This window comes from Stenotrophomonas sp. YJH_SMC_122 (assembly GCF_059369535.1).
This window is the reverse complement of sequence record NZ_JCAFST010000019.1, coordinates 1-22,721: the sequence shown is the minus strand read 5'-3', so window position 1 is coordinate 22,721 and position 22,721 is coordinate 1. Positions and strand designations below refer to the sequence as shown.

The following is a 22,721-nucleotide window of genomic DNA, read 5'->3' as shown; positions in this document are numbered from 1 at the left end:
AATCGACCGGCCGTGGCCGCTACAATGCGCGCATGTCGCTCGAAGCCCCCGCCCTGGTCCCCCGCCCCTCCCTGCAGCGCCTGTTCCTGACTGGCCTGCTGACCCTGCTGCCGATCTGGCTGACCTGGGTCGTGGTCAAGTTCGTGTTCGTGCTGCTTTCGGGCATTTCCAGCCCGTTGGTGGTGCCGCTTTCCGAGCAGATCGCGACAAGCTTCCCGCATTACCTCGGCTGGGTCCGTGCCGAGTGGATCCAGAACACCATCGCCCTGCTCGCCACCCTGCTGGTGATCCTGGCAGTGGGCGTGGCCAGCCGCCGCGTGCTCGGCCAGCGCCTGCTGCGCTGGGTCGGCGCGGTGATCAAGCGCATTCCGCTGGCCAGCATCATCTACGACAGCGCCAAGAAGCTGCTGGACATGCTGCAGACCGAACCGGGCAGCACCCAGCGCGTGGTGCTGATCGACTTTCCGCACCGCGACATGAAGTCGGTCGGCCTGGTCACCCGCGTCATCAAGGAACACGGCACCGACCGTGAACTGGCCGCGGTGTACGTGCCAACCACGCCGAACCCGACCTCGGGTTACCTGGAGATCGTGCCGGTGGAGCTGCTGACCCCGACCGACTGGACCGTCGACCAGGCCATGAGCTTCATCATTTCCGGCGGTGCAGTCGCACCGTCCAGCGTTCCGTTCACGCGCGCAGGCGAACGCAGCGAATGACCACCGTGGCGCCGATCGAGCGCCCGCTGCAGGACCGCGCGGTCCTGCTGTTCATCGTGCTGGCCGCGTTCTTCTGCGGCAACGCCGTGCTGGCCGAACTGATCGGGGTGAAGATCTTCGCGCTGGAAGACACCCTCGGCATCGATCCGCTGAACTGGAACCTGTTTGGCCAGACCGGCTCGCTCAGCTTCACCGCCGGTACCCTGCTGTGGCCGGTGGTGTTCATCATGACCGACACGATCAACGAGTTTTTCGGCAAGCGCGGCGTGCGCTTCATCTCGTGGTTGGCCGTGGTGTTGATCGCCTATGGCTTCCTGTTCGCCTTCGCAGCGATCTCGCTGGCGCCGGCCAGCTGGTGGGTCACCTCGATGGACGGCCACGGCGTGCCGGACTACCAGGCGGCATTCGCAGCGGTGTTCGGCCAGGGCATGTGGACCATCGCCGGTTCGCTGGTGGCCTTCCTGCTCGGCCAGCTGATCGACGTGGCAGTGTTCCATCGCATCCGCCAGGCCACCGGCGAGCGCCACGTGTGGCTGCGTGCGACCGGATCCACCGCGATCTCCCAGGTGGTGGACAGCTTCGTGGTGATCTGGATCGCCTTCGTGCTCGGCCCGCAGCACTGGCCGACCTCGCTGTTCCTGGCCGTCAGCAGCGTCAACTACATCTACAAGATGGGCTTTGCGATTGCCTTGATTCCACTGCTGTACCTGATGCGGCGTGCGATCACCCGCTACCTGGGTGCCGACAGGGCCGCCGCCCTGCGCGCCGCGGCCGCGGCTGACTGAAGCCCCAGCGGCAAATAGCTGACTGCGCCTTCACGCTGGCCGTACGCGGCCGGATCGTGCAAGCTCCACGGTCTGTGTTCCACGGAAGCTCCTGATGCCGCATCCCACCCGCGCACTGGCCGCCGCCATCGCCGCGTTGTTCCTGTTCAGTGCCGTGCCGTCGGCCGAAGCAGCGAAGAAGAAGGCCAGCCGCCCTGCCGCCGCGCAGACCCGCCAGGCCGCCAAGCCCAAGGCCAGGCCCGCCCGCGCCACCGCGCCGGCCCGTGGCAGTTCGGCGCGCCGCGCCGCGCCGCGTCCGGTCGCACCGGCCCGGGCCGTACCCAAGCAGGTGCAGCTGGAGCGCCTGTACGACGAGTACTGGGATGCCTCGATGCGATTGAATCCGCTGCAGGCGACCTTCCAGGGCGAGGCCCGCTACAACGACCAGCTGCCCAACATCCTGTCCGCCGCCTGGCGCCAGCAGTCGCACGACTTCACCACGCAATGGCTGGGCAAGGTCGAGAAGCTCGGCAGTGACGGCCTGCAGGGCCAGGACCTGCTCAGCTACGAGATCTTCGTGCGCGACGCGCGCGCATCACTGGCCGCCGAGCGCTACCCGAGCTGGATGATGCCGATCAGCCAGTACTACAACATCGGCAGCATCATGGCGATCCTCGGCTCCGGTGCCGGCGCGCAGCCATTCAACACCGTGCAGGACTACGACACCTGGTCACGCCGTTCGCTGGGCATTCCCGAGCTGTTCGACCAGGCCATCGACAACATGCGCCAGGGCATGAAGGCCGGCGTGGTGCAGCCGCGCGACCTGATGGAAAAGGTGCTGCCGCAGCTGGATGCGGTGATCAAGCCGACCGCCGAGGAAAGCATCTTCTGGTCGCCGATCCGCACCATGCCGAACACCATCCCGGCTGAGGACAAGGCGCGCATCAGCGCCGAATACAAGCGCATGATCGAGCTGCGCATCATGCCGGCCTACCGCGCCCTGCGCGGCTTCATCGCCACCGAATACCTGCCGGCCACACGCGCCAGCAGCGGCCTGGGCGCATTGCCCGATGGCCAGGCCTGGTACGCCAACCTGATCGTGCAGACCACCGCCAGCGACCAGACCGCCGCACAACTGCATGCGCTGGGCGAACAGCGCGTGCAGGAACTGCAGGCGCAGATCGCCACGGTAATGAAGGACGCCAAGCTGCGCGGTTCTCCCACCAAGCTGCTGCGCAGCATGCGCAACGACCGCCAGTTCCAGTACGGCGATGCCAACGCGCTGATCAACCGCTACCGCCAGGTGCAGCAGCAGGTCAGCGTACGCCTGCCGCAGGTGCTGGATACCTTGCCGAAGGCACCACTGGAGGTCCGTGCGGTGGAGCCGGAACGCGCACTGACCGCCGCCGCTGCCGCCTATCAGCCGTCGGCGGCCGGGCAACCGGGCGTGCTGTACATCAATACCCGCGACCTGCCCAGCCGCAAGCGCTGGAACGTGCCGGTGCAGTACCTGCACGAAGCAATTCCGGGCCACCACGTGCAGCTGGGCCTGCAGCAGGAGCTGGCCAAGCTGCCGCGCTTCCGCCGCCTCGGTGGTGATCTCGCCTTTGTCGAAGGCTGGGGCCTGTACGCCGAAACGCTGGGCGAAGACCTGGGCATCTACACCGATCCCTACGATCGCGTCGGCTACCTGTACTCGCGCCTGCTGCGTGCCGCGCGCGTGGTGGTCGATACCGGCGTGCACGCACAGGGCTGGAGCAAGCAGCAGGCCGTCAGCTACCTGCAGAAGACCGTGGACATGAGCAGTGACGACGCCAACGCCGAGGTGGAGCGGATCATGGCCCAGCCCGGCCAGGCACTGTCCAACGTCGCCGGCCTGACCACCATCGTTGCCCTGCGCGACAAGGCCAGGGCACGCCAGGGCGCCGCCTTTGACCTGCGCCGCTTCCACGCCGAACTGCTGAAGGACGGCTCGATGCCGCTGGACGTGCTGGACCGCAAGATGGAACGCTGGATGGTTCAGCCGGCCAGCACTACGTCCACGCCTTCACCCTGATCCTTCCGGAGCCACCATGCGCCGTGCCGTCGCCCTGTTCGCCATCGTGCTGGGCCTGCTGCCTTCAACGGGTATCGCCGCACCGGTGCTGACGCCACCGGATGCGGGCATCGACGGGCTGATGCAGGCCTACGACGGCCAGGTACCCGGCGCTGCAGTCCTGGTGCTGCACGACGGGCAAGCGGTGTTCCGCCGCGGCTACGGCCTGGCGGTGGTGGAGGACGGCACCGCGGTCACCCCGGCCAGCAACTTCCGGCTGGCCTCGGTCAGCAAGCAGTTCACCGCTGCGGCGGTGCTGCTGCTGGTGGAAGATGGCCGTCTTGGGCTGGATCAACCTGCCCGGCAGTGGCTGCCCGAACTGCCACCGGCTGCGGCGGCCATCACGATCCGCCAGCTGCTCTCGCACACCGGTGGCCTGCTCGACTACGAAGACCTGATGGATCCGGCTGACACTCGGCAGCTGCATGACGCCGACGTGCTGACCCTGTTGTCGCACGAAGACCGCCTGAATTTCGCACCCGGCACGCAGTACCACTACAGCAACAGCGGCTATGCACTTCTGGCACTGATCGTCAGCAGCGCCTCCGGCCAGGATTTCGCCGCCTTCCTGCAGCAGCGCATCTTCCGCCCACTGGGCATGGTCCACACCGTGGCCCACCAGGACGGCGTCGATGTCATCGCCGCACGTGCCTATGGTTACAGCCGGATCGATGGCCGCTGGCAGCGCACCGACCAGAGCACCACCAGCGCCGTGCTCGGCGATGGCGGGATCTACTCCTCGCTGGACGACCTCGCCCGCTGGGATGCGGCGCTGTACGACGACCGCCTGCTGTCGAAGGCCTCGCGCCGCGCGATGTTCAGCCCGGCCACATCGACGCCCGAACCGGATGTACCGCACTACGGCTTCGGCTGGCGCCTGAACGGCCCGGTGCAATGGCACAGTGGCGAAAGCATCGGCTTCCGCAACGTGATCGTGCGCCACCCGGAAAAGCACTTGACCGTGATCGTGCTGACCAACCGCAACGCCCCCGAACCCTATCCGCTGGCACTGAAGATCGCCGAGCGCTGGCTGGACACCCTGCAATGAACACGGGTTCCGACGCCCTGCTGGGCATCCACCACGCGGCACTGATCTGCAGCGATTACGCGCGTTCAAAAGACTTCTACGTCCGTATCCTCGGCCTGCGCGTACTGGCCGAGAACCACCGCGCCGCGCGAGACTCCTGGAAGCTGGATCTGGCCCTGCCCGACGGCAGCCAGCTGGAACTGTTCTCGTTCCCCTCGCCACCGCCCCGTCCCAGCCGCCCGGAGGCCCAGGGCCTGCGCCACCTTGCGTTCCGGGTGGCCACGCTGGAGCCGTTCATCCAGCGCCTGTCAGCGCACGGCGTAGTGTGCGAACCGATCCGCGTGGACGAGTACACCGGCCGCCGCTTCACCTTCTTCGCCGATCCGGATGGCCTGCCGCTGGAGCTGTACGAAGTCGGTTGAGCGTTTTTCAATCGTGATTCATCCATGCATGGCATGGATCTACGTGTCGACCAAGGTCGACACCCACCAAGAGCAGGTCGTTCCATTCCGGCAGATCGCAGGAATCTGTCAGAGGTGGGGCGGTGTGGATGGGCAGGACCGTTGGCGCCATGGATGGCGCCATCGAGCCCCCATGGATGGGTTTACGGCGTGTCCTGCCCACCCACACCGCCCCGCCATCCCACGGATAGCTCGCTGTTGCGCTTGCTTCGGCTGTTGCCGTTGCCTCTGCGGGTGCAGGGCGCAGCCCTGCAAAGCCCCCCTTCCCCATACTCCGCCGAATGGGTATACAGTCGACCCATGCCGGCATCGTGCCGGAATGAACCCTGGGAGGGGACCATGCGCAAGACCTTCAAGACCCTGCTGCTGGCATTGCCGCTGTGCCTGGCCGCACTCTCGGCGCAGGCCGCCGACGGCGCCGCCGGCCGCTGGAAGACCATCGACGACAAGACCGGCAAGGTGAAGTCGATCGTCGAGATCACCCAGGCCCCCAACGGCACGCTGACCGGCAAGGTGGTCGACATCCTGCACTCGGACAAGGGCCCGAACCCGGTCTGTGACGGCTGTGAAGGCGCCAACAGGAACAAGCCGGTGAAGGGCATGACCATCCTCTGGAACCTGAAGGCCGACGGCGCCAACAAGTGGTCCGGCGGCACCATCCTCGACCCGGCCAACGGCAAGACCTACAAGTCGAAGATGGAACTGCAGCCCGGCGGCACCCGGCTGGACGTGTCCGGCTGCATCGCCTTCATCTGCCGCGCGCAGACCTGGCAGCGCGAATAAGCGCCCCCGCACCTGTTTCAACCCCGTGACCCGGCCCCGGCCGGGTCACGTCGTTGCGGGCATGCGATAATCTGCGGTTCCCCTCGGATCCACCCGCGACCATGACCCGTACCGCGCTCGTCACCACCGCCCTGCCCTACGCCAACGGCCCGCTGCACCTGGGCCACCTGGTCGGCTACATCCAGGCTGACATCTGGGTACGTGCGCGGCGGATGAGCGGCGGCAGGACCTGGTTCGTCTGCGCCGACGACACCCACGGCACGCCGATCATGCTGGCCGCGGAAAAGGCCGGGGTCACCCCGGAAACCTTCATCGCCAACATCCAGGCCAGCCACGAACGTGACTTCGCCGCCTTCGGCGTGGCCTTCGACCACTACGACTCGACCAATTCGCCGGCCAACAAGGCGTTGACCGAGCAGTTCTACGTGAAGCTGGAAGCGGCCGGCCACATCAGCCGCCGTTCGGTCGCGCAGTTCTACGACCCGGCCAAGGGCATGTTCCTGCCCGACCGCTACGTCAAGGGCATCTGCCCGAACTGTGGCAGCCCCGACCAGTACGGCGACAACTGCGAAGTCTGCGGCGCGACCTATGCACCGACCGACCTGAAGGAGCCGCGTTCGGTCATTTCCGGCGCCACGCCGGAAATGCGCGATTCGGAGCACTTCTTCTTCGAGGTGGGCCACTTCGATGCGTTCCTGCGCGAATGGCTGGCCGGCGATGTCGCGCTGCCGGGCGTGAAGGCCAAGCTGGGCGAGTGGCTCAATGCCGAAGGCGGCCTGCGCGCGTGGGACATCTCGCGCGATGCACCGTACTTCGGTTTCCAGATTCCCGGCCAGCCGGGCAAGTACTTCTACGTCTGGCTGGATGCGCCGATCGGCTACCTGTCCAGCTTCCAGACCCTGTGCGGCAAGCTCGGCGAGGACTTCGACGCGCACCTGCGCGCCGGCACCGCCACCGAGCTGCACCACTTCATCGGCAAGGACATCGTCAATTTCCACGGCCTGTTCTGGCCGGCGGTGCTGCACGGGACCGGCCATCGCGCGCCGACCCGCCTGCACGTCAACGGCTACCTGACCGTGGACGGCGCCAAGATGAGCAAGTCGCGCGGCACCTTCGTGATGGCCGGCACCTTCCTCGACGCCGGCCTGGAGCCGGAAGCGCTGCGCTACTACTACGCCGCCAAGTCCGGCGGTGGCGTCGACGATCTCGACCTGAACCTGGGTGACTTCATCGCCCGCGTCAACGCCGACCTGGTCGGCAAGTTCGTCAACCTGGCCAGCCGCTGCGCCGGCTTCATCAGCAAGCGCTTCGACGGCCGGCTGGCCGCGCAGCTGCCCGACGCGGCGCAGTACCAGCGCTTCGTCGATGGGCTGGCGCCGATCCGTGAAGCCTACGAGCGCAACGACCCGGCTGCGGCGATCCGCCTGACCATGACCCTGGCCGACGAAGCCAACCGCTACATCGACGACGTCAAGCCGTGGGTCATCGCCAAGCAGGAGGGCGCCGACGCGCAGCTGCAGGCCGTGTGCAGCCAGGGCCTGAACCTGTTCCGCGTGCTGGTCACCGCACTGAAGCCGGTGCTGCCGGCCACCGCCGCGCAGGCCGAGGCCTTCCTGGCCGCGCCGGTGAACGACTGGACCGAGCTGGCACAGCCGCTGCTCGGCCACCGCATCACTGAGTACACCCCGTTGTTCACCCGTATCGACCCGAAGAAGATTGACGCCATGATCGACGCCTCCAAGGACACCCTGCAGCCGGCCGCTGCCACTGCCCCCGCCGCCAAGCCGGCCGCCCCGGCCCCGGCCAAGGACGACGCAAAGAGCGCCGACGCGCCGGCCTACATCGGCATCGACGATTTCGCCAAGCTCGATCTGCGCATCGGCAAGGTGCTGGTCTGCGAGTTCGTGGAAGGTTCGGACAAGCTGCTGCGCTTCGAGCTGGATGCAGGTGAACTGGGCAAGCGCCAGATCTTCTCCGGTATCCGTGGCAGCTACGGCGAGCCGGAGAAGCTGGTCGGCCGCAGCGTGGTGTTCATCGCCAACCTGGCCCCGCGCAAGATGCGCTTCGGCCTGAGCGAAGGCATGATCCTGTCGGCCGGTTTCGACGGTGGTGCACTGGCGCTGCTGGACGCCGACAGCGGCGCGCAGCCGGGCATGCCGGTCCGCTGATGCCTGCAGCGGGCGTGGCCTCGGCCGCGCCCGCCGGCAGTACCGGCCACCGGAGGCAACGCGATGGGAAGCAACGCAATGGAACTGGCGCTGTTCGACTTCGACCACACCGTGACCACCTGCGATACCTATGGCCGCTTCCTGCGCCGCGTGGCCACCGCCGAACAGCTGGCACAGGCATGGTGGAAAGTCGGCCCGTGGCTGGCCGCGTACAGGCTGAAGCTGATCTCGGCCGAACGCATCCGCGCCCGCGTCACCCGCCTGACCTTCAGTGACCGCCACAGCGATGACATCGCCACGCTGGCCGCAGGCTTCTCGCGCGAGTTCCTGCCCGACGTGGTGCGCCCGGAAATGCTGGAGCAGATCCGCTGGCACAAGGAACAGCAGCACACCGTAGTGATCGTGTCCGGCTCGCTGGACCTGTACCTGCGGCCGTGGTGCGAGCAGCTGGGCCTGCAGCTGATCTGCAACCGGCTGGAAAGCCAGGACGGCCGCCTGACCGGCCGTTACGCCGGTGGCGACTGCGGCCCGCGCAAGGTCGAGCACATCCGCCGCCAGTTCGATCTGTCGCGCTACGTGCGCATCCATGCCTACGGTGACAGTTCCGAAGACAAGCCGATGCTGGCGCTGGCCCACGAGCGCTGGTTCCGCGGCAAGCCCCTGAAGTAACCCAACGCGCAGCCTTCGCCACGCATGAGCCTGATCCCGCCCCTGACCGAACGCCTCGACCGCCTGCTGCCGCAGACCCAATGCGGGCAATGCGGCTATGACGGCTGCCGCCCGTACGCGCAGGCAATGGCACGTGGCGAGGCGGGTGTGGACCGCTGCCCGCCGGGTGGCGATGCCGGTGCACGGGCGCTGGCGCAGGTGCTGGGCGTACCGGCGATTCCGTTCGATCGTTCGCGCGGCGAGCACAAGGCGGCCCAGGTGGCGTTGATCGTCGAAGCCGACTGCATCGGCTGCACCAAGTGCATCCAGGCCTGCCCGGTGGACGCCATCGTCGGCGGCGCCAAGTACATGCACACGGTCATTGCCGACCTGTGCACCGGCTGCGAGCTGTGCATCCCGCCGTGCCCGGTGGACTGCATCGAGCTGGTGCCGCTACAGCCGGGGCCAGATCTCCTTTCCAACGGAAAAGGGATCTGACCCCGTACACCGGTTACGGCACCGCTGCCGTCACCACGATCTCGACCTTCCACTCGGCGTGGGCGAGCCTGGCTTCGAAGGTTGCACGGGCCGGGGTCGCGCCCTCGACCACCCACTCGTCCCACGCCTTGTTCATGCCGTCGAAGTCGGCGATGTCGGCCAGGAACACTTCCGCACGCAGCACGTGCTGGCGATCGCTGGCGACCAGCGCCAGCAGCTTGTCGATCTCCGCCAGCACCTGCCGGGTCTGGCCGGTGATGTCCTGGCTGGTGTCTTCCGGAATCTGGCCGGAGAGGTAGGCGACCTTGTTGTACACGGTCATTTCGGACATGCGCGGTCCGACGTCGTAACGCTCCATCATGGGCGTGGCTCCTGCGGGTGATCAGGCCCGCATTGTCCTCCAATCCGGTCAACGGTGGGTGCACGGGTCCCCCGCGCGAGACGTCACTACCGGACTCCGACACATCCGCTGGTCAAATGGCGGCGACAGGCGCACGATGCGCCACGCCCCGCGTTGACACCGCACTCGCCCCTCCTGACGCACCCTTGCGCCGATGACCGCAGCCACCAACCCCGCCGCCGCTTCCTCCACCCCGGCATGGAAGCGGGTTATCACCATTGTCGTTCCCCTGCTGATCCTCTCGCTGGCCCTGCATGGCCTGGCCAGCGAATTCGATGAGCACGGCTACCGCGCCATCCGCCAGGCGTTCCGCCAGCTCAGCGGCATGCAGATCACCCTCACCGTGGTGCTCGGCCTGGCCAGCTACGCCTGCCTGATCGGCTTCGATGCCATCGGCCTGCGTCGCAGCGGAATCCGCGTGCATCCGGCACGCATCGGCATCACCGCCTTCCTTGCGCATACGCTGGGCCAGACCGTGGGCTTTGCGGCGTTGACCGGCGGCGCAGTGCGCCTGCGTGGCTACCGCAGCGCCGGCCTGGACCTGGCGCAGATCGGCCAGGTGGTGCTGATGAGCACGCTCGGTTTCGTATTCGGTGCGTGGCTGCTGATCAGCGTGGCACTCTGCATGGAACCGGCGGCAGCGGCGTTGGCATTGCCATTGAACCCCGATGCCGTGCGCATCGTCGGCATCGTCGCCCTGCTCGCCTATCTGGGTACCGTGCTGCTGGTCGGTCGCGATGGACGGCAGTTCAGCGTGTTCGGCCATGCGTTGTGGCTACCCGACCGCCGCACCATGCTCGGCGTCACCGTGCTCAGCGTGATCGAACTGGTACTGGCCAGCGCCGCGTTCTATGTGCTGCTGCCGGACTCGACGCCCACCGGCCTGCCCGGCTTCGTCGGCCTGTACCTCGTCGCGGTACTGGCCGGCCTGGTCTCGACCGTGCCGGCCGGCCTGGGCGTGTTCGAATGGAGCCTGTTGAAGCTGTTGCCTCAGGTGGCACCGGCGGCGGTGCTGGCAGCGGCGCTGATCTACCGCGTCACCTACTACGTACTACCGCTGGTGCTGGCCACGTTGCTCGCCCTTGCGCCCGCGCTGCGCCAGCCGCTGCAGGCCAGTGCCGGGGCAACCCGCGCCGGCTGGAACGCACTGCGCCCATGGTTGCCGCAGATCATCGCGCTGGCGGTGTTCAGCATCGGCGCCGCGCTGGTCATCGATGGCACGCTGCCAACGCCACGCCGGCACCTGGTGAATGCCTCGCTGCCGATCCTGGAAACCTCGCACCTGATCGGCAGCCTCAGTGGTGTCGCGCTGCTGCTGATCGGGCAGGGCCTGGCCCGGCGCAGCCACGCGGCGTGGATGCTGGCGATGGCGGTGTGCGTGGTCACCCCGCTGCCGCTGTGGCTGCGCGGTGGCCAACCGTTGATCGCCGTCTCGGCGTTGCTGGTGGCGATGGCACTGTGGGCCGCACGTCGCGAGTTCTACCGCCAGGGCGCGCTGCTGGACGAAGCCTGGTCGTGGCCGTGGCTGCGCAACCTCGGCCTGGTGCTGGTCGCAGTCACCTGGCTGCTGTTCTTCACCTACAGCCATGTCGAATACCAGAACGAGTTGTGGTGGCAGTTCGCGGTCTCCGGCAACGCACCGCGCGCGTTGCGTGCGTTGCTGGTGGTGGCCATCGCGCTGGTGATGTTCGGCCTGGCGCGGCTGCTGCACAGCACGCGCAGCCCGCTGCCAGCCGCCGATGAAGCCACGCTGCAATCGCTGGCGCCAGTCCTGGCCGGTGCCACCGACACCCAGGCCTGCCTGGTGCTGACCGCTGACAAGGCAGTGCTGCGCGATGAAGCGAAACTGGGCTTCGTGATGATGCAGCGCTATGGGGGGTCGCTGATCGCGATGGGCGACCCGGTCGGCCCGCCGGAGGTCGCCCGCGCATTGATCTGGCGCTTCCGCGAGGAAGCCGACCGCCTCGGCCTGCGCCCCGTCTTCTACCAGGTCGGCGAGTCCTACTGGCAGACCTACCTCGACCTCGGCCTGGGGCTGGTCAAGCTGGGCGAAGAAGCGATGGTGCCGCTGCATGATTTCGGCCTGGAAGGGCGCGAGCGCGCCGACCTGCGCCAGGCCTGGAACCGGGGCAAGCGTGGTGGCCTGTCCTTCCGCGTGGCGCCCGTGGAGGAAATTCCCAGCCTGCTGCCGCGCCTGCACGCGATCTCCAACGCATGGCTGGAAGACAAGGCCGGCGACGAAAAAGGCTTCTCGCTCGGCAGCTACGACCCGGATTACCTGGTGCGCTTCCCGGTGGCGCTGGTCGAGGCCGGAGGCCAGATCGTGGCCTTCGCCAACCTGTGGCAGGCACCGGCCGGCGCCGAGCTGTCGGTGGACCTGATGCGCCACGCCAGCGAAGCACCGAAGGGCACGATGGACTTCCTCTTCATCGAGCTGTTCCTGTGGGGCCGCGCACAGGGCTATGCACGATTCTCGCTGGGCATGGCGCCGCTTTCCGGGCTGGCACAGCATCGTCTGGCTGGCCGCTGGAACCGGCTGGCCGGCCTGCTGGCGCGGCATGGCGAACGTTTCTACGGGTTCAGTGGCCTGCGCCGCTTCAAGTCGAAGTTCGATCCGCAGTGGCGGCCGCGCTATCTCGCCGCGCCCGGCGGCATGCACCTGCCGGCGGCGCTGCTGGACGCCACGCGCCTGATCTCTCTGGACCCGCGGCGCAACTGACGCCCCGCACCACCCGGCAGGTGTCGACCTCGGTCGACACGCCAGCGCCAACACGCTGACGGGCGTGGCCCGGCGTTACCGCGGCTCGTTCTGGTGGGTGCGAACCGTTGGTTCGCACGCTCTCCGCTTCACGCCCCGCCCTTGAGGATCACCTCGGCCAGCCGATCATAGTCACCGCCGAAATGGTGGTCGCCCGGCAGCTTCACCCGCTTCACGCCGTCATTGGCCGGCAGGTCCGGGCACAGTGCGTCCTCATCCTTGTCGCCATATACGCACAGGGTTTTTTCCGCCGGCAGCCTGGCCACTTCCGGTGCGATCGGCAGGCCATCGCCGCCACCGCCCAGCCAGTTGCTGACGTGGAATTCAAAGTCGGCCTTCCTGCCTACCGACAGCAGCACAATACGATCCAGCGCTGCGCGGGTATCGGCATCGAGCTGGTTGATGGTGGCCGGCAGCACGTCGGCGCCCTGCGAGAAGCCGATCAGCATCACCTTGTCGCGGTGCCACTGCTGGCGGTAGTGGTCGATGATCTTCTGCAGGTCAGCGGCGAAGCCCTTCGGCGTGCGCTCGCTCCAGAAGTAGCGCAACGAGTCGATGCCGACCACGGCCACGCCGTGCTCGTTGAGCGACGACGCCACGTCCTTGTCCAGGCCGGCCCAGCCACCATCGCCGGAAACGAATACCGCCAGCGTATCGCCGCTGCCGGTCGCCGGTACTTCCACCACCGGCAGGCCCTTCAGCGCGGCCGGCGGCGGTGCCAGACTGACCCCGGCCTGCGCGCCGATCAACCGCGCTGCGGCCACCAGACCGGGTGAGGCATCACCGCGCGCGGTTCGCTTGAATTCGCGTGCCAAGGCGACCTGCTGGACGAACCGGCTGGCCTCGCCCACCTTGCAGCCGTGATCGCCAGCAGCACTCAACCACGGGAAATTCAGTTCGGCGGGCTGCAGTTTGTCGTGCTTCACACCATCGCCGCAGACCATGCGCTCATGGTTGTGATCCGGGCAGAAGCCGGTGGTCAGCAGGCCGGCAAACACCTGGGTGTCGGCCTGCGCCGCGAGCGAATAGGCCATCTCGGCACCCTCGCCGTCACCGCCGACCAGCGGCAGGTGGTAACCGGGCAGATGCAGGGACGCCTGCAGCCAGCGCGAGAAGTTCTCGACGTCACCGGAGCCGAACGAGCAGGTCGGATTACCCTCGCGCTTGAGCACCCCGCGCAGGTGCGCGATGTCCACAGCGGCAACCATGGCGCCGTCGGCACGCAGGGCTTCGATCGGCAGGCGGCTGGTGTCACCACCCGGGGTGGGTTCGTGGAACCAGATCACCACCCGCTGCGGCGTGCCGGCCGGCATGTGCACCGGAATCTGCTCGAACCGCCCGTGGCTGAACTGCTGCACGTTGGCCGCCGCCATTGCCGGCAGCGCCGCCAGCGCCAGAACCACACCCATTGCCCTGCCCAGCCCTGCACGCTTCATATCGCATCCCCGATGGAATGCGCACACGATACGCCGCCACCGCGTGCACGGCACGTACCGGTGCAGGCCGTTGGCGATTCAGTCGGCCGTGGTACGCCGACTGCGCCGGTACAGTGCCAGCGCCAGGTACAGCAGCCAGCCTACGATCACCACGATCACGACCTTCTGCCCCAACCCGCGCGGCGGCCCGCCACGCCACAGCACATGCAGCCACAACAGTACGAACGCCAGCCAGGCCCAGCCCCAGAGCAGGCCCGCGGCGGACTGCCAGCCCGGTTCACGGCGCAGGTACCAGGCCTGCAGCAGCATGCCGACGCTGGCGCACAGGAACGCGGTGTTGGCTGCCAGCCCATGGATGAACGGTGCCAGCAGCGGCGTCGCTTCCGGCAGCCAGCTGTCACCGATGGCGACCGTGGCCAGGCCCAGTGCCGAGGCCGTGAACAGCAGCGGCGCCGCCGCGCTGCGCCGCGGGCCGATGCTGCTCCGGTAGAGGCTGATGCCGAGCAGGGCGATCGCCAATGCCAGCAGGCAGTAAGCCGCGCGCAAAGCCAGCCCCCACGGCCCGTGCAGGTAGAGGCTGAGCGTGGCCCGCACCCAGTCCAGATCGGTGCGTGCGAACTGGGTCCACAGCGCGGTGGCCAAGAACAGCAGCAGCGCCGCCAGCGCCAGCAGTGCCGCTGGGCGCGCGCGCCTCATGTGGACGCCTCCGGGTGCCGCGCCAGCCATTCTGCCAACGCCTTGCGATAGCGCTGCAGCTCGTCGGCATACAGGTCCAGCACACACAGCGGGCAACCGCTGCCGCAGCATTCGTTCGGACCGGGCTCTTCCGGCGGCAACGGGCGGGGATCGGGATCAGGGACGGACACGGTTGGACGCGGCAATCGGTGGAAACAGGCCCCAGTGTACCGGGCTGGTTCAGCGGCCCAGCTGCCGGCGCAGGTTGTCGCGGGCGGCCGCGTCGAGACGCTGGTGGAAGAACGCGCTGAGGAAGATGCGCGGTGCACGCAGCAGGCCCTGCAGGAAACGGCGGCGGCCGGCGCGATACAGGAAGCCTGGCACCACGCCCTTGTACTCTTCGGCCACGCCGCGATCATAGGCGCTGAACACCGGTTCCGGCGCGGCCAGGATCGCCATGTCGCAGTCCAGGAACAACGCGGCCTCGGCATCGACATCATCCGGGCCGAGCTCGCCATGGCGGGCAGTCAGCAGGATCAGCTGCTCGACCCGGGCCGCGTCGACCGTGGCAAGTTCCGGCGCCTGTGCGATCGCTTGCAGGGCCAGCTGCGCCGAACGCGCCTCGTTGTCCTTTCGCCCCGCCACATAGATCGCATCGTGGTAGAGCGCGGCCAGGTAGACCTCGGCCGGCTGCTGCCAGCCTGGACCGTCGGCAACCTCCTGGCAGTGCTGCAGCACCGCACGCACGTGGCCGAAGTGATGGTAGGCACGTGGTGGCGTCGCATAGCTGTCCTGCAGCGCCTGCCACTGCGCCGGAGCGAGCGTCAGCGGGGAGAAGTCCATGACCGGATCATCCCGCTTGCGCCGGTGGCGGGCAAGCTGGCTATTTTTTCACCACACCCTCACAACGCCCTTCGCACGGGGTCCCAACGCGGTTGTCCACAGCTTTGTCGAGCGCTGGTCCACACCGGCTGTGGATGAACGCGCGGACCGACCAGCGGTCACTGCAGGTGTGCGCGCACAGGTCTACACTCGCCTCAGGCGGGAGCGCCCGCCGCTGCCGGGAGCCGTCATGTACCGTCCTGCCGCCCGATCCGTTCTGCTCGCGCTGGCCGCATTGGCGGCACCCTCCGCGATCGCACTCAACCCTGACGCGAACGAAGCCCCTGCGCTCACTGCCAGCACCGCCGCGCCGACGATTCCGACGCCGCAGCAGGTGTTCGCGATTCCACCGGCCATGCTCGATATGCTGCACACCCAGGTGACCCGTCGCAGCTATTCGCGCGAGCAGCGCCTGCAGGCGCTGGTGGAGATGATCTTCGACCGCCATGGCATGGACCTGCAGTACGACGCCGACGCGACCCTCACCGTCAGCGAGATCTGGCAGCAGCGACGCGCCAACTGCCTGGCCTTTACCCTGATGTTCGTCGCGCTGGCACGCGAAGCCGGCATCCAGGCGCGCGTGCAGGAGGTCGGCCAGGTGGTGTCGTGGTACCAGGACCAGGCCCAGGGCCTGGTCTACAGCGTAGGCCACGTCAATGCCGGGGTCGGCTTCGCCGGCCGCTTCGCCACCGTCGATCTGGATCGCAATGTGCTGTACGACCGCCGCGGGCCGCTGCCGATCAGCCAGGCGCGGGCGTTGGCGCACTTCTACAACAATCGCGGTGCCGAACGCATGGCCAGCGGCGACCTGGCGGGCGCACGTACCTTCTTCGATACCGCGCTGGCGCAGGACGGCAGCTTCGCTGCCACCTGGAACAACCTGGGTGTGCTGGAAAACCGCACGGGCGACACCGCCGCCGCGCGACGGGCACTGGAAACGGCGTTGCGACTGGACGGCCGCCAGGATGCTGCACTGACCAACGCCAGCGCCCTCTACCGCAAGCTCGGCATGATTGCGCAGGCCCGGGCGCTGGAGCAGCGGTTGCAATCGGTGCAGCGCGAAGACCCGTTCGCGCAGTACATGCTCGGTGCCGAGGCCGAACGCGCCGGGCAACTGCAGCAGGCGATCCGCTATTACCGGCAGGCCGTGCGCCTGTACGACACCGCGCACCAGTTCCACTTCGGGCTGGCGCGGGCCTATTTCCTGGCCGGCCAGCTCAGGCGCGCCGATCGTGAGCTGCTGCGTGCACAGGAACTGGGCGGGGCGCCGCAGCAGGCGCGCTACCAGGCCAAGCTGGACAGCCTGGCCCGCTGGCGCGCACGGCAGCAGGCCAGGCGCTGAAGGCCGGTCAGGCCTTCTTGAGGAAGCAGGTCTTCAGGACCAGACCCTTGATCTTGTCCGAATTGCCTTCGATGTGCTCGGCATCGTCCTCGACCAGGCGGATGTTGCGGATCACGGTGCCCTGCTTGAGCGGGATCGAGGAGCCCTTCACCTTCAGGTCCTTGATCACGGTGACGGTGTCACCGGCCTGCAGGGTATTGCCGTTGCTGTCACGCACGACCAGGGTCGAACCGGCACTTTCCTCGGCGGTCCATTCGAAGCCGCAGTCGGCGCAGATCCACAGCGCGCCATCGGCATAGGTGTTTTCCAGGGTGCACTGCGGGCAGGCGGGGGCAGAAGACATCAGCAAGTACCTCAAAGTGAATCAACAGCCGCCATTGTAACCGCCCGGCTCCCCGGCCTTTTCCGGGCAGTACGCTGCGACCTCCTTGACCCGGCCTGGAACAGGAAACCGCGGGACCTTGCAGTCGGCGGCGAACTGCAGCAGAGTGCGCGGCCCCTGATCGCCCCCGGAACTCCCCATGCGCCTCGGCATCGACTTCGGTACCAGCAACTCCGCCGCCGCCATCGTGCATGAAGGGAAACTGCTGCCGATCCGCTTCGGCGACGCCGAGCAGTTCCGCACCAGCGTGTACTTCCCCGGCGTGGTGCCCGACCCGGATGACTTCCAGCTCGATGACGGCCAGGAGCACCAGCTGCAGCAGATGATCGACAGCGCTGCGCGTGCGGCCCGCGCCGCCGGCCAGGAACGCACGCCGCAGGCGCTGCGCCGCGAAGCCCTGCGCGCGCTGCGCAGGGAATGGATGGAAGCCCGTGCCGGCAAGGAACGCAGTGCCAGCGACCTGCTGCAGAATGCGGTCTACGGTGACGAAGCGCTGGAAGCCTATTTCGAGGAACACGAAGGCAACCTGGTGCAGAGCCCGAAATCGATGCTCGGCTACAACCTGCACCCACGCGCCAAGCAGACCATCACCGGCATCGCCGCGCACATCCTCGAACACATCCGCCTGACCGCCAGCGCCCAGCTCGGCCAGCCGCTGCGAGCGGCCCTGCTCGGGCGTCCGGTGCAGTTCCGCAGCTCGATCGGTGCGGCCGGCAATGACCAGGCGCTGGACATCCTGCGCGAAGCCGCCAGCCAGGCCGGTTTCGACCAGATCGATTTCCTCGAGGAACCAGCCGCGGCGGCCATGCACTATCACGCGGAAAGCCGCGAACGGCACCAGGCGGTGATCGTCGATATCGGCGGCGGCACCACCGACATCGCCCATGCCGAAGTCGGCGGCGACGACGCCCCGCGCATCCACCGCGCCTGGGGTATCGCCCGCGGCGGTACCGACATCGACCTGGCGCTGAGCCTGTCCAGCTACATGCCGCTGTTCGGCCGCGGCATCACCCGCGTGCCCGCCCACCACTACGTGGAAGCGGCCACCGTGCAGGACATGACCCGCCAGCGCGACTTCCGCCAGCACAAGTATGACCATGTCGACAATCCGTGGGGCGCGCGCCTGCAGGCCCTGCAGGACACCGGCAACACCGCCCGCCTGTACCGCGACGTCGAGCGCGCCAAGATCGCCCTCAGCGCCGCCAGCGAACATCGCAGCACGCTGGACTACATCGCCCGCGACCTGCATGCCGACAGCAGCGCCGACGGCCTGGCCGCCGCCGCCCATGGTTATCTGGAGCAGATCCGGGAACTGCTGGCCCAGGTCCGCAGCGACATCGGCGGCGACCCGGACGCGGTGTTCCTGACCGGCGGCATGTCCCGCGCCGGGTATCTGCGCCAGGCCGTTGCGGAGGCCTTCCCGGGCGCCCGCATGGTCCACGGCGAGCCCTCGCTGGGCGTGGTCCAGGGCCTTGCGCTGGCGGCAGCCAGCCAGGATTAACAAAACGTTACGCGATCCAAGTTACTCTTGGTCGGCTAGAACCCTGCTGCACCTTCCACCGGCCACGCCGGTGTGTGTCCACGGTGCAGCCTGGCCCGCCCTGCGGGCCTAGCGGCCATGCCTTCCTGGCTCGTTCATGGTCCGCGTACCACCGGAGCCGCCATCGAGACCCGCTTTGGGCACCCGCCAGGCCCCTGTGGCCTTACAACCTGACGCAGCACCTGCACCCATCGACTGCCGCCGTTGTGACGCGGTCTGTTGCCGGTTGCCCGTGTTGCTGCAGCCTGGCGACCACGTGCCCGGCCAGTTCCTGTCACGCGACACCCACGGCCGTGCCGTGATGGCGCGCAACGAGGAAGGCTGGTGTGCGGCGATCGATCCCTATCACCTGCGCTGCACGATCTATTCGCAGCGTCCGGCGATCTGCCGCCAGTTCTCGATGGGCGGCAGTGACTGCCGCCGTGAGCGGCAGGACTACCTGCGCCAGGCCGATGCCTGGGCGCTTTCCTCCCCTTCCACCTGACAGGAGCAACCATGCCCCGCAAGGCAAAGACCCCCGCGAAGGCCAGCAACAGCATCCGCAGCGAACGCAAGGGCGCGGCCGCCAGCACCGTGGTCAGCAGCGATTCGATCGCTTCGGACCTGGCAGCGTTCCGCAAGGCCGGTGGCAAGATCGAAGTCCTCGGCACCACCTGGGCGCTGAAGAAGGCCAGCTGACCCAGTACCGACCGCGGCGGCGCTGCCGCCGCGGCCTGCCGGATCGCGCTCAGCGATCCAGGCTTACCCGAACACTGCCCGAATGCGACTGGATGCGGATATCACCGTCGCCGCTGCCCAGCCGCGTATCAAGATGGCTGCCGGGGCCGTAGCGCGGCCGCTCCACCTGGCCAGCATCGCTGTTGATCGACCCGCTGAAGCTGTTCACCGACAGCTGCGCGGAGACGGCGCGCGGCAGGCGCAGATTGACCGACGCACTCACCGATTCGACATTGATACGGCCACCCGGGGCCAGCCCGGCCGCCGACAGGTCAATGCTGCCCGATACGGTTTCCACCGCCAGTCGCTGCACGCGCCCGGCGTCGACCTCGACCCGTCCGGACACCGTCTGCGCACCGATATCACCGGACACGCCGCCGCCGGCCTCGATGCGGCCACTGACGGTGTTCACATCCAGCTTCGGCGTCTGCAGGCGTGCGCTGACGCTGCCACTGACCGTATTGAGCCTGCTGTCACCGCTGCGACCGGAGGCGCTGAGGCTGCCGCTGACGGTGTCGGCCTGCAGGCGGCGCACGTCGATGCCACTGATGTCCTGGCTGGCACTGACCGTGCTCAGCAGCAGTTCCACCGAGCGCGGCACGTTCAGCACCAGCGTTGCGCCGCCGTTGTTGCTTCGTCGCGGATACTCGATCTCCCAGCGGACGCGGTTGGCACTCTTTTCCTGGCGCAGCTGCAGGCCATCACTGAGCGTACCGGTGAGCTGCACGTCGTTGCGGTCCCAGCCACGCACGGTCACCTTGCCGGCCACGTTGCTCAGTTCGATGCGGCCGCCGGCGGCCAGGTTGTGGCGTTCGTCGATCCGGGTGTCAGCCAGGGCCACTGCGGGCAGCAGCAACAGCGCGGCGCAGCAGGTCATCAGGGTTCGTGTCATGGGGGGTCTCCTCAGGTCGTCAGGCCGGACTCGGCGGCATAGGCCGCCTGCCGGGTCAGTTCCAGCCGCAGCGCATAGGTGCGCTTGAGCTGGCCAAGCAGGTGAGGCGCACGTGGATCCTGCGCCAGCGCGGCCTGGATCTGTGCCGCGCTTTCATCGAGTTCGTGCAATGCCGGCTGCCATTCCGGTGCCCGGCCTGCGGGTAGCGAGGCCACCGCCTGCCGGTACTGCTCGGTCATCGCCGCAGCCTGCAACTGCAGGGTGGACGGCACCGGCGCATCCGGCTGCACGTGGCGCCATGGCGCCACCGCGTACAGCGCCAGGCCGGCCGCCAACGCCGCACCCACCGGCAACCACCCGCGCCGACGCGAACGCGCTGGCAGCGCCACCACGTTGTCCGTTGGCGCGGGCGCTTCCCGCGGTCCACGCGGTGGCAACCGGGCGGACAGGCGTGCCCAGCCATCGGCGGGTACATCGCGCTCGTTCGGCAGCGCGCGCAGCCGGGCCAGCAGATCGTGGTCGGAATCGTGTTCGTGTGTACTCATGTCATGTCTCCCAGCCGTGCGCGCAGCAGGCCGCGCGCACGATGCAGCTGTGCCTTTGAACTGCCGACGGCCATCTGCAGCTGCTCGGCGATTTCCTGGTGTTTCCAGCCTTCGATGTCGTGCAGTACCAGTACCGCACGCGCCCTCGGAGGCAGCGTCGCGAGTGCGCGCTCCAGATCGCGCTCGGTACCGGCACAACGGTCGTGCACCGCCAGCTCCTGCAGGCCGCCGTCGACCTCCTCCAGACTGTCGTGGTCCTGCCCGGCGGCGCGCCCGCGCAGTTCCATCAGTGCGGCGTTGACGCCCAACCGATGCAACCAGGTCGACAGGCTGCTTTCGAACCGGAACCCCGGCAGCGCCTTCCATGCCTGCAGGAAGGCTTCCTGCAGGGCATCCTCGGCACGCGCCTGCTGGCCCCCGCACAGGCGCCACAGTACGGCGAACACGCGCGGCGCATGGCGCCGGTACAGCAGTTCGTAGGCCGCCGTGTCACCGGCGGCGGCCGCCCGCACCAGGGCGGGTTCGTCGACAGGGGCGTGGGCGGCAGGCGGCGCTGGCATGGTGGTGTCGAGCATATCGCTTGGATGCGGCGACCCGGAAAAAGGTTTAGAGCCGATCGCCGATCAAGGCCATGCAACCTTTTCGACGATGGCTGCATCCATGGAAGGTCATTCGAGAAAACACCTCCAGGGAGTTCCGCCATGTCCAGCCCATCCTGCGCCGCCCTGCTGGTAATCGTCGCCTGCGTCGTGCTGCAGGCATCGGGCCTGTCCTTGCGGTTGTGCCCCGACAACGGCCGCGCCTGCCTGCAGCAGCATCGACAGGAGCTGGTCTGCCTGGCGTGGTCACCGATGGTCGAAACCCCGGCACGCGCCGGGTAACATCGAGGCCGTTCCCGCCACCTGTTTTCGCCCCCATGATGTTGTCGCTGAAGGATCACCTGCCGGCCTGGAGCCACCCATGGCTGAACTACGCGGGCGTGGCCCTGCAGGTCGTGCTGGTGCTGCTGGTCGCCTGGCTGCTGCGGGTACTCGCCCGTCGCCTGATCCGGCGCTTTGCCGAGCACTACACGCTGCCACCTGAAATGGTGATGGGCGCGCGCCGGATCACCAGTTTCGTGGTCTATTTCAGCGCCCTGCTGTATATCCTCAGCCTGCTCGGCGCGAAGCCTTCAGTGCTGTGGACCGCGTTCACCGGCTTCGCGGCCGTGGGCGCAGTGGCCTTCTTCGCGGCCTGGAGCGTGCTCTCCAACATCTTCTGCACGCTGCTGATCTTCACCACTCGCCCGTTCCGCCTGCATGACTACATCGAAGTGCTGGAGAACGGCGAGAAGCCGGGCCTGAAGGGGCGGGTGATCGACGTGAACCTGATCTACACCACGCTGCAGGAAACCGGCGACGGCCACGAGGGCACGGTGCTGCAGCTGCCGAACAACCTGTTCTTCCAGCGCACGGTGCGCCGCTGGCGCGATCCGGCACAGGCACCCGGCGGCATCCAGGGCGACGGCTGAGGGTGGGATTTTCGGCAGGGCTGCGCCCTGCACCCGCTACGAGCTGGAGCAACAGCACCAGCAACAGCCGAAGCAACGGCAAAAGCTGGCTATCCGTGGGTAGGCGGGGTGGGTCCGGTTGCGGGAGACCCCGTAAACCCGTCCCTGGGGGCTTGGCCGCGGCATCCATGCCGCGGACACTCCCGCCACCGGACCCACCCCGCCTTCGACAGATTTCCGCGATCTGTCGGGCATTGCTTTCTGTAGGGCCGAGCCATGCTCGGCTCAAATCGTTCCGATATCGAAATTTTCGATTCCGATGGAGATCTATCCACGCACGGCGGGATCTACCCGATCGCGGAAATCTGTCAGAGGCGGGGCGGTGTCGGAGTGCGGGGTGTCAGCCGCATGGATGCGGCTGCCAAGCCTTATCTGATCGGAATCTGGCAGCGTAGGTGTCGAGAGCCGGCGTGGGCCGCCGTGTAAGCCTGGATCTCGACGAT

25 protein-coding genes are annotated in these 22,721 nt (G+C 67.8%); 16 read left to right on the top strand and 9 right to left on the bottom strand.

The features are described 5' to 3' along the window. Positions 1–32: 32 nt before the first annotated feature. The 9 genes from AC5P66_RS18905 to rnfB all read left to right on the top strand — a co-directional run bounded on the left by AC5P66_RS18905 (position 33) and on the right by rnfB (position 9,160). The gene (locus tag AC5P66_RS18905; RefSeq protein ID WP_005418129.1) at positions 33–716 is read left to right on the top strand and encodes a DUF502 domain-containing protein; all 684 of its coding nucleotides are present in this window, start codon (positions 33–35) and stop codon (positions 714–716) included. After that, the gene (locus AC5P66_RS18900) at positions 713–1,501 is read left to right on the top strand and encodes a queuosine precursor transporter (RefSeq protein ID WP_049414431.1); all 789 of its coding nucleotides are present in this window, start codon (positions 713–715) and stop codon (positions 1,499–1,501) included. The genes AC5P66_RS18905 and AC5P66_RS18900 overlap by 4 nt, the downstream gene beginning before the upstream one ends. Positions 1,502–1,595: 94 nt before the next feature. Beyond that, positions 1,596–3,536 (top strand): DUF885 domain-containing protein, encoded by a 1,941-nt coding sequence (locus AC5P66_RS18895; RefSeq protein WP_049438611.1) that lies wholly within the window; start codon positions 1,596–1,598, stop codon positions 3,534–3,536. Between the two features lie 16 nt (positions 3,537–3,552). Then, the gene (locus AC5P66_RS18890) at positions 3,553–4,623 is read left to right on the top strand and encodes a serine hydrolase domain-containing protein (protein WP_099496195.1); all 1,071 of its coding nucleotides are present in this window, start codon (positions 3,553–3,555) and stop codon (positions 4,621–4,623) included. Further along, positions 4,620–5,024, top strand: a complete 405-nt coding sequence (gene gloA2 / locus AC5P66_RS18885; RefSeq protein WP_049414434.1) for an SMU1112c/YaeR family gloxylase I-like metalloprotein — start codon at positions 4,620–4,622, stop codon at positions 5,022–5,024. Before AC5P66_RS18890 ends, gloA2 begins: the two co-directional genes overlap by 4 nt. A 378-nt stretch (positions 5,025–5,402) precedes the next feature. Beyond that, the gene (locus tag AC5P66_RS18880) at positions 5,403–5,846 is read left to right on the top strand and encodes a DUF2147 domain-containing protein (RefSeq protein WP_049415741.1); all 444 of its coding nucleotides are present in this window, start codon (positions 5,403–5,405) and stop codon (positions 5,844–5,846) included. A gap of 101 nt (positions 5,847–5,947) precedes the next feature. After that, entirely contained in the window at positions 5,948–8,014 is a 2,067-nt protein-coding gene (gene metG, locus AC5P66_RS18875) for a methionine--tRNA ligase (protein WP_099496194.1), read from the top strand. Positions 8,015–8,092: 78 nt separating this feature from the next. Beyond that, positions 8,093–8,683 (top strand): HAD family hydrolase, encoded by a 591-nt coding sequence (locus tag AC5P66_RS18870; RefSeq protein ID WP_005418147.1) that lies wholly within the window; start codon positions 8,093–8,095, stop codon positions 8,681–8,683. A 24-nt stretch (positions 8,684–8,707) separates the two neighbouring features. Next, a complete protein-coding gene (rnfB, locus tag AC5P66_RS18865; protein WP_049415744.1) occupies positions 8,708–9,160 on the top strand; it encodes an Rnf electron transport complex subunit RnfB in 453 nt (150 codons plus the stop codon). Between the two features lie 13 nt (positions 9,161–9,173). On the opposite strand, the gene AC5P66_RS18860 is transcribed toward rnfB, so the two are convergent. Further along, positions 9,174–9,521 carry a RidA family protein gene (locus tag AC5P66_RS18860; RefSeq protein WP_008264965.1) on the bottom strand — a complete coding sequence of 116 codons (348 nt, stop codon included), beginning with the start codon at positions 9,519–9,521 and terminating at the stop codon, positions 9,174–9,176. Positions 9,522–9,714: 193 nt separating this feature from the next. On the opposite strand from AC5P66_RS18860, the gene mprF reads away from it, so the two are divergent. After that, positions 9,715–12,279 (top strand): bifunctional lysylphosphatidylglycerol flippase/synthetase MprF, encoded by a 2,565-nt coding sequence (mprF, locus tag AC5P66_RS18855; RefSeq protein WP_049415746.1) that lies wholly within the window; start codon positions 9,715–9,717, stop codon positions 12,277–12,279. A 128-nt stretch (positions 12,280–12,407) separates the two neighbouring features. On the opposite strand, the gene AC5P66_RS18850 is transcribed toward mprF, so the two are convergent. The 4 genes from AC5P66_RS18850 to AC5P66_RS18835 all read right to left on the bottom strand — a co-directional run bounded on the left by AC5P66_RS18850 (position 12,408) and on the right by AC5P66_RS18835 (position 15,272). Continuing rightward, the gene (locus AC5P66_RS18850; RefSeq protein WP_164283139.1) at positions 12,408–13,754 is read right to left on the bottom strand and encodes a virulence factor family protein; all 1,347 of its coding nucleotides are present in this window, start codon (positions 13,752–13,754) and stop codon (positions 12,408–12,410) included. Between the two features lie 78 nt (positions 13,755–13,832). Then, positions 13,833–14,450: a DUF998 domain-containing protein gene (locus tag AC5P66_RS18845; protein ID WP_049415752.1), complete on the bottom strand. Its 618-nt coding sequence runs from the start codon at positions 14,448–14,450 to the stop codon at positions 13,833–13,835. Continuing rightward, positions 14,447–14,620, bottom strand: a complete 174-nt coding sequence (locus tag AC5P66_RS18840; protein WP_049415754.1) for an oxidoreductase-like domain-containing protein — start codon at positions 14,618–14,620, stop codon at positions 14,447–14,449. The genes AC5P66_RS18845 and AC5P66_RS18840 overlap by 4 nt, the downstream gene beginning before the upstream one ends. 49 nt (positions 14,621–14,669) lie before the next feature. Continuing rightward, a complete protein-coding gene (locus AC5P66_RS18835; RefSeq protein WP_049415755.1) occupies positions 14,670–15,272 on the bottom strand; it encodes an HD domain-containing protein in 603 nt (200 codons plus the stop codon). Between the two features lie 229 nt (positions 15,273–15,501). Between AC5P66_RS18835 and AC5P66_RS18830 the strand changes: the two genes are divergently transcribed. After that, a complete protein-coding gene (locus tag AC5P66_RS18830; RefSeq protein WP_049438245.1) occupies positions 15,502–16,653 on the top strand; it encodes a transglutaminase domain-containing protein in 1,152 nt (383 codons plus the stop codon). A 7-nt stretch (positions 16,654–16,660) separates the two neighbouring features. On the opposite strand, the gene AC5P66_RS18825 is transcribed toward AC5P66_RS18830, so the two are convergent. Beyond that, positions 16,661–16,996, bottom strand: coding sequence for a zinc ribbon domain-containing protein YjdM (locus AC5P66_RS18825; protein WP_010482882.1), 336 nt, complete (start codon positions 16,994–16,996; stop codon positions 16,661–16,663). Between the two features lie 178 nt (positions 16,997–17,174). On the opposite strand from AC5P66_RS18825, the gene AC5P66_RS18820 reads away from it, so the two are divergent. From AC5P66_RS18820 to AC5P66_RS18810, 3 genes are all read left to right on the top strand, one after another. Beyond that, on the top strand, positions 17,175–18,536 hold the full coding sequence (locus AC5P66_RS18820; RefSeq protein ID WP_099496192.1) for an Hsp70 family protein: 1,362 nt from the start codon (positions 17,175–17,177) through the stop codon (positions 18,534–18,536). Positions 18,537–18,765: 229 nt separating this feature from the next. Further along, positions 18,766–19,059, top strand: coding sequence for a YkgJ family cysteine cluster protein (locus tag AC5P66_RS18815; RefSeq protein WP_080104338.1), 294 nt, complete (start codon positions 18,766–18,768; stop codon positions 19,057–19,059). A gap of 11 nt (positions 19,060–19,070) precedes the next feature. Then, complete coding sequence (locus tag AC5P66_RS18810) at positions 19,071–19,253, top strand: hypothetical protein (protein WP_005410566.1); 183 nt, start codon at positions 19,071–19,073, stop codon at positions 19,251–19,253. A 49-nt stretch (positions 19,254–19,302) separates the two neighbouring features. Here the strand turns inward: AC5P66_RS18810 and AC5P66_RS18805 are convergent, their stop codons facing one another. The 3 genes from AC5P66_RS18805 to AC5P66_RS18795 are packed head-to-tail and all read right to left on the bottom strand — an operon-like array spanning position 19,303 to position 21,304. Then, a complete protein-coding gene (locus AC5P66_RS18805; protein WP_099496191.1) occupies positions 19,303–20,184 on the bottom strand; it encodes a DUF4097 family beta strand repeat-containing protein in 882 nt (293 codons plus the stop codon). An 11-nt stretch (positions 20,185–20,195) separates the two neighbouring features. Then, a complete protein-coding gene (locus AC5P66_RS18800) occupies positions 20,196–20,729 on the bottom strand; it encodes a hypothetical protein (protein ID WP_049415770.1) in 534 nt (177 codons plus the stop codon). Further along, positions 20,726–21,304: an RNA polymerase sigma factor gene (locus AC5P66_RS18795; protein ID WP_005418173.1), complete on the bottom strand. Its 579-nt coding sequence runs from the start codon at positions 21,302–21,304 to the stop codon at positions 20,726–20,728. The genes AC5P66_RS18800 and AC5P66_RS18795 overlap by 4 nt, the downstream gene beginning before the upstream one ends. A 126-nt stretch (positions 21,305–21,430) precedes the next feature. Between AC5P66_RS18795 and AC5P66_RS18790 the strand changes: the two genes are divergently transcribed. Further along, positions 21,431–21,610, top strand: coding sequence for a hypothetical protein (locus AC5P66_RS18790; protein ID WP_049415771.1), 180 nt, complete (start codon positions 21,431–21,433; stop codon positions 21,608–21,610). A gap of 35 nt (positions 21,611–21,645) precedes the next feature. Beyond that, complete coding sequence (locus tag AC5P66_RS18785) at positions 21,646–22,239, top strand: mechanosensitive ion channel domain-containing protein (protein WP_495216547.1); 594 nt, start codon at positions 21,646–21,648, stop codon at positions 22,237–22,239. The last annotated feature ends 482 nt before the right edge of the window (positions 22,240–22,721 follow it).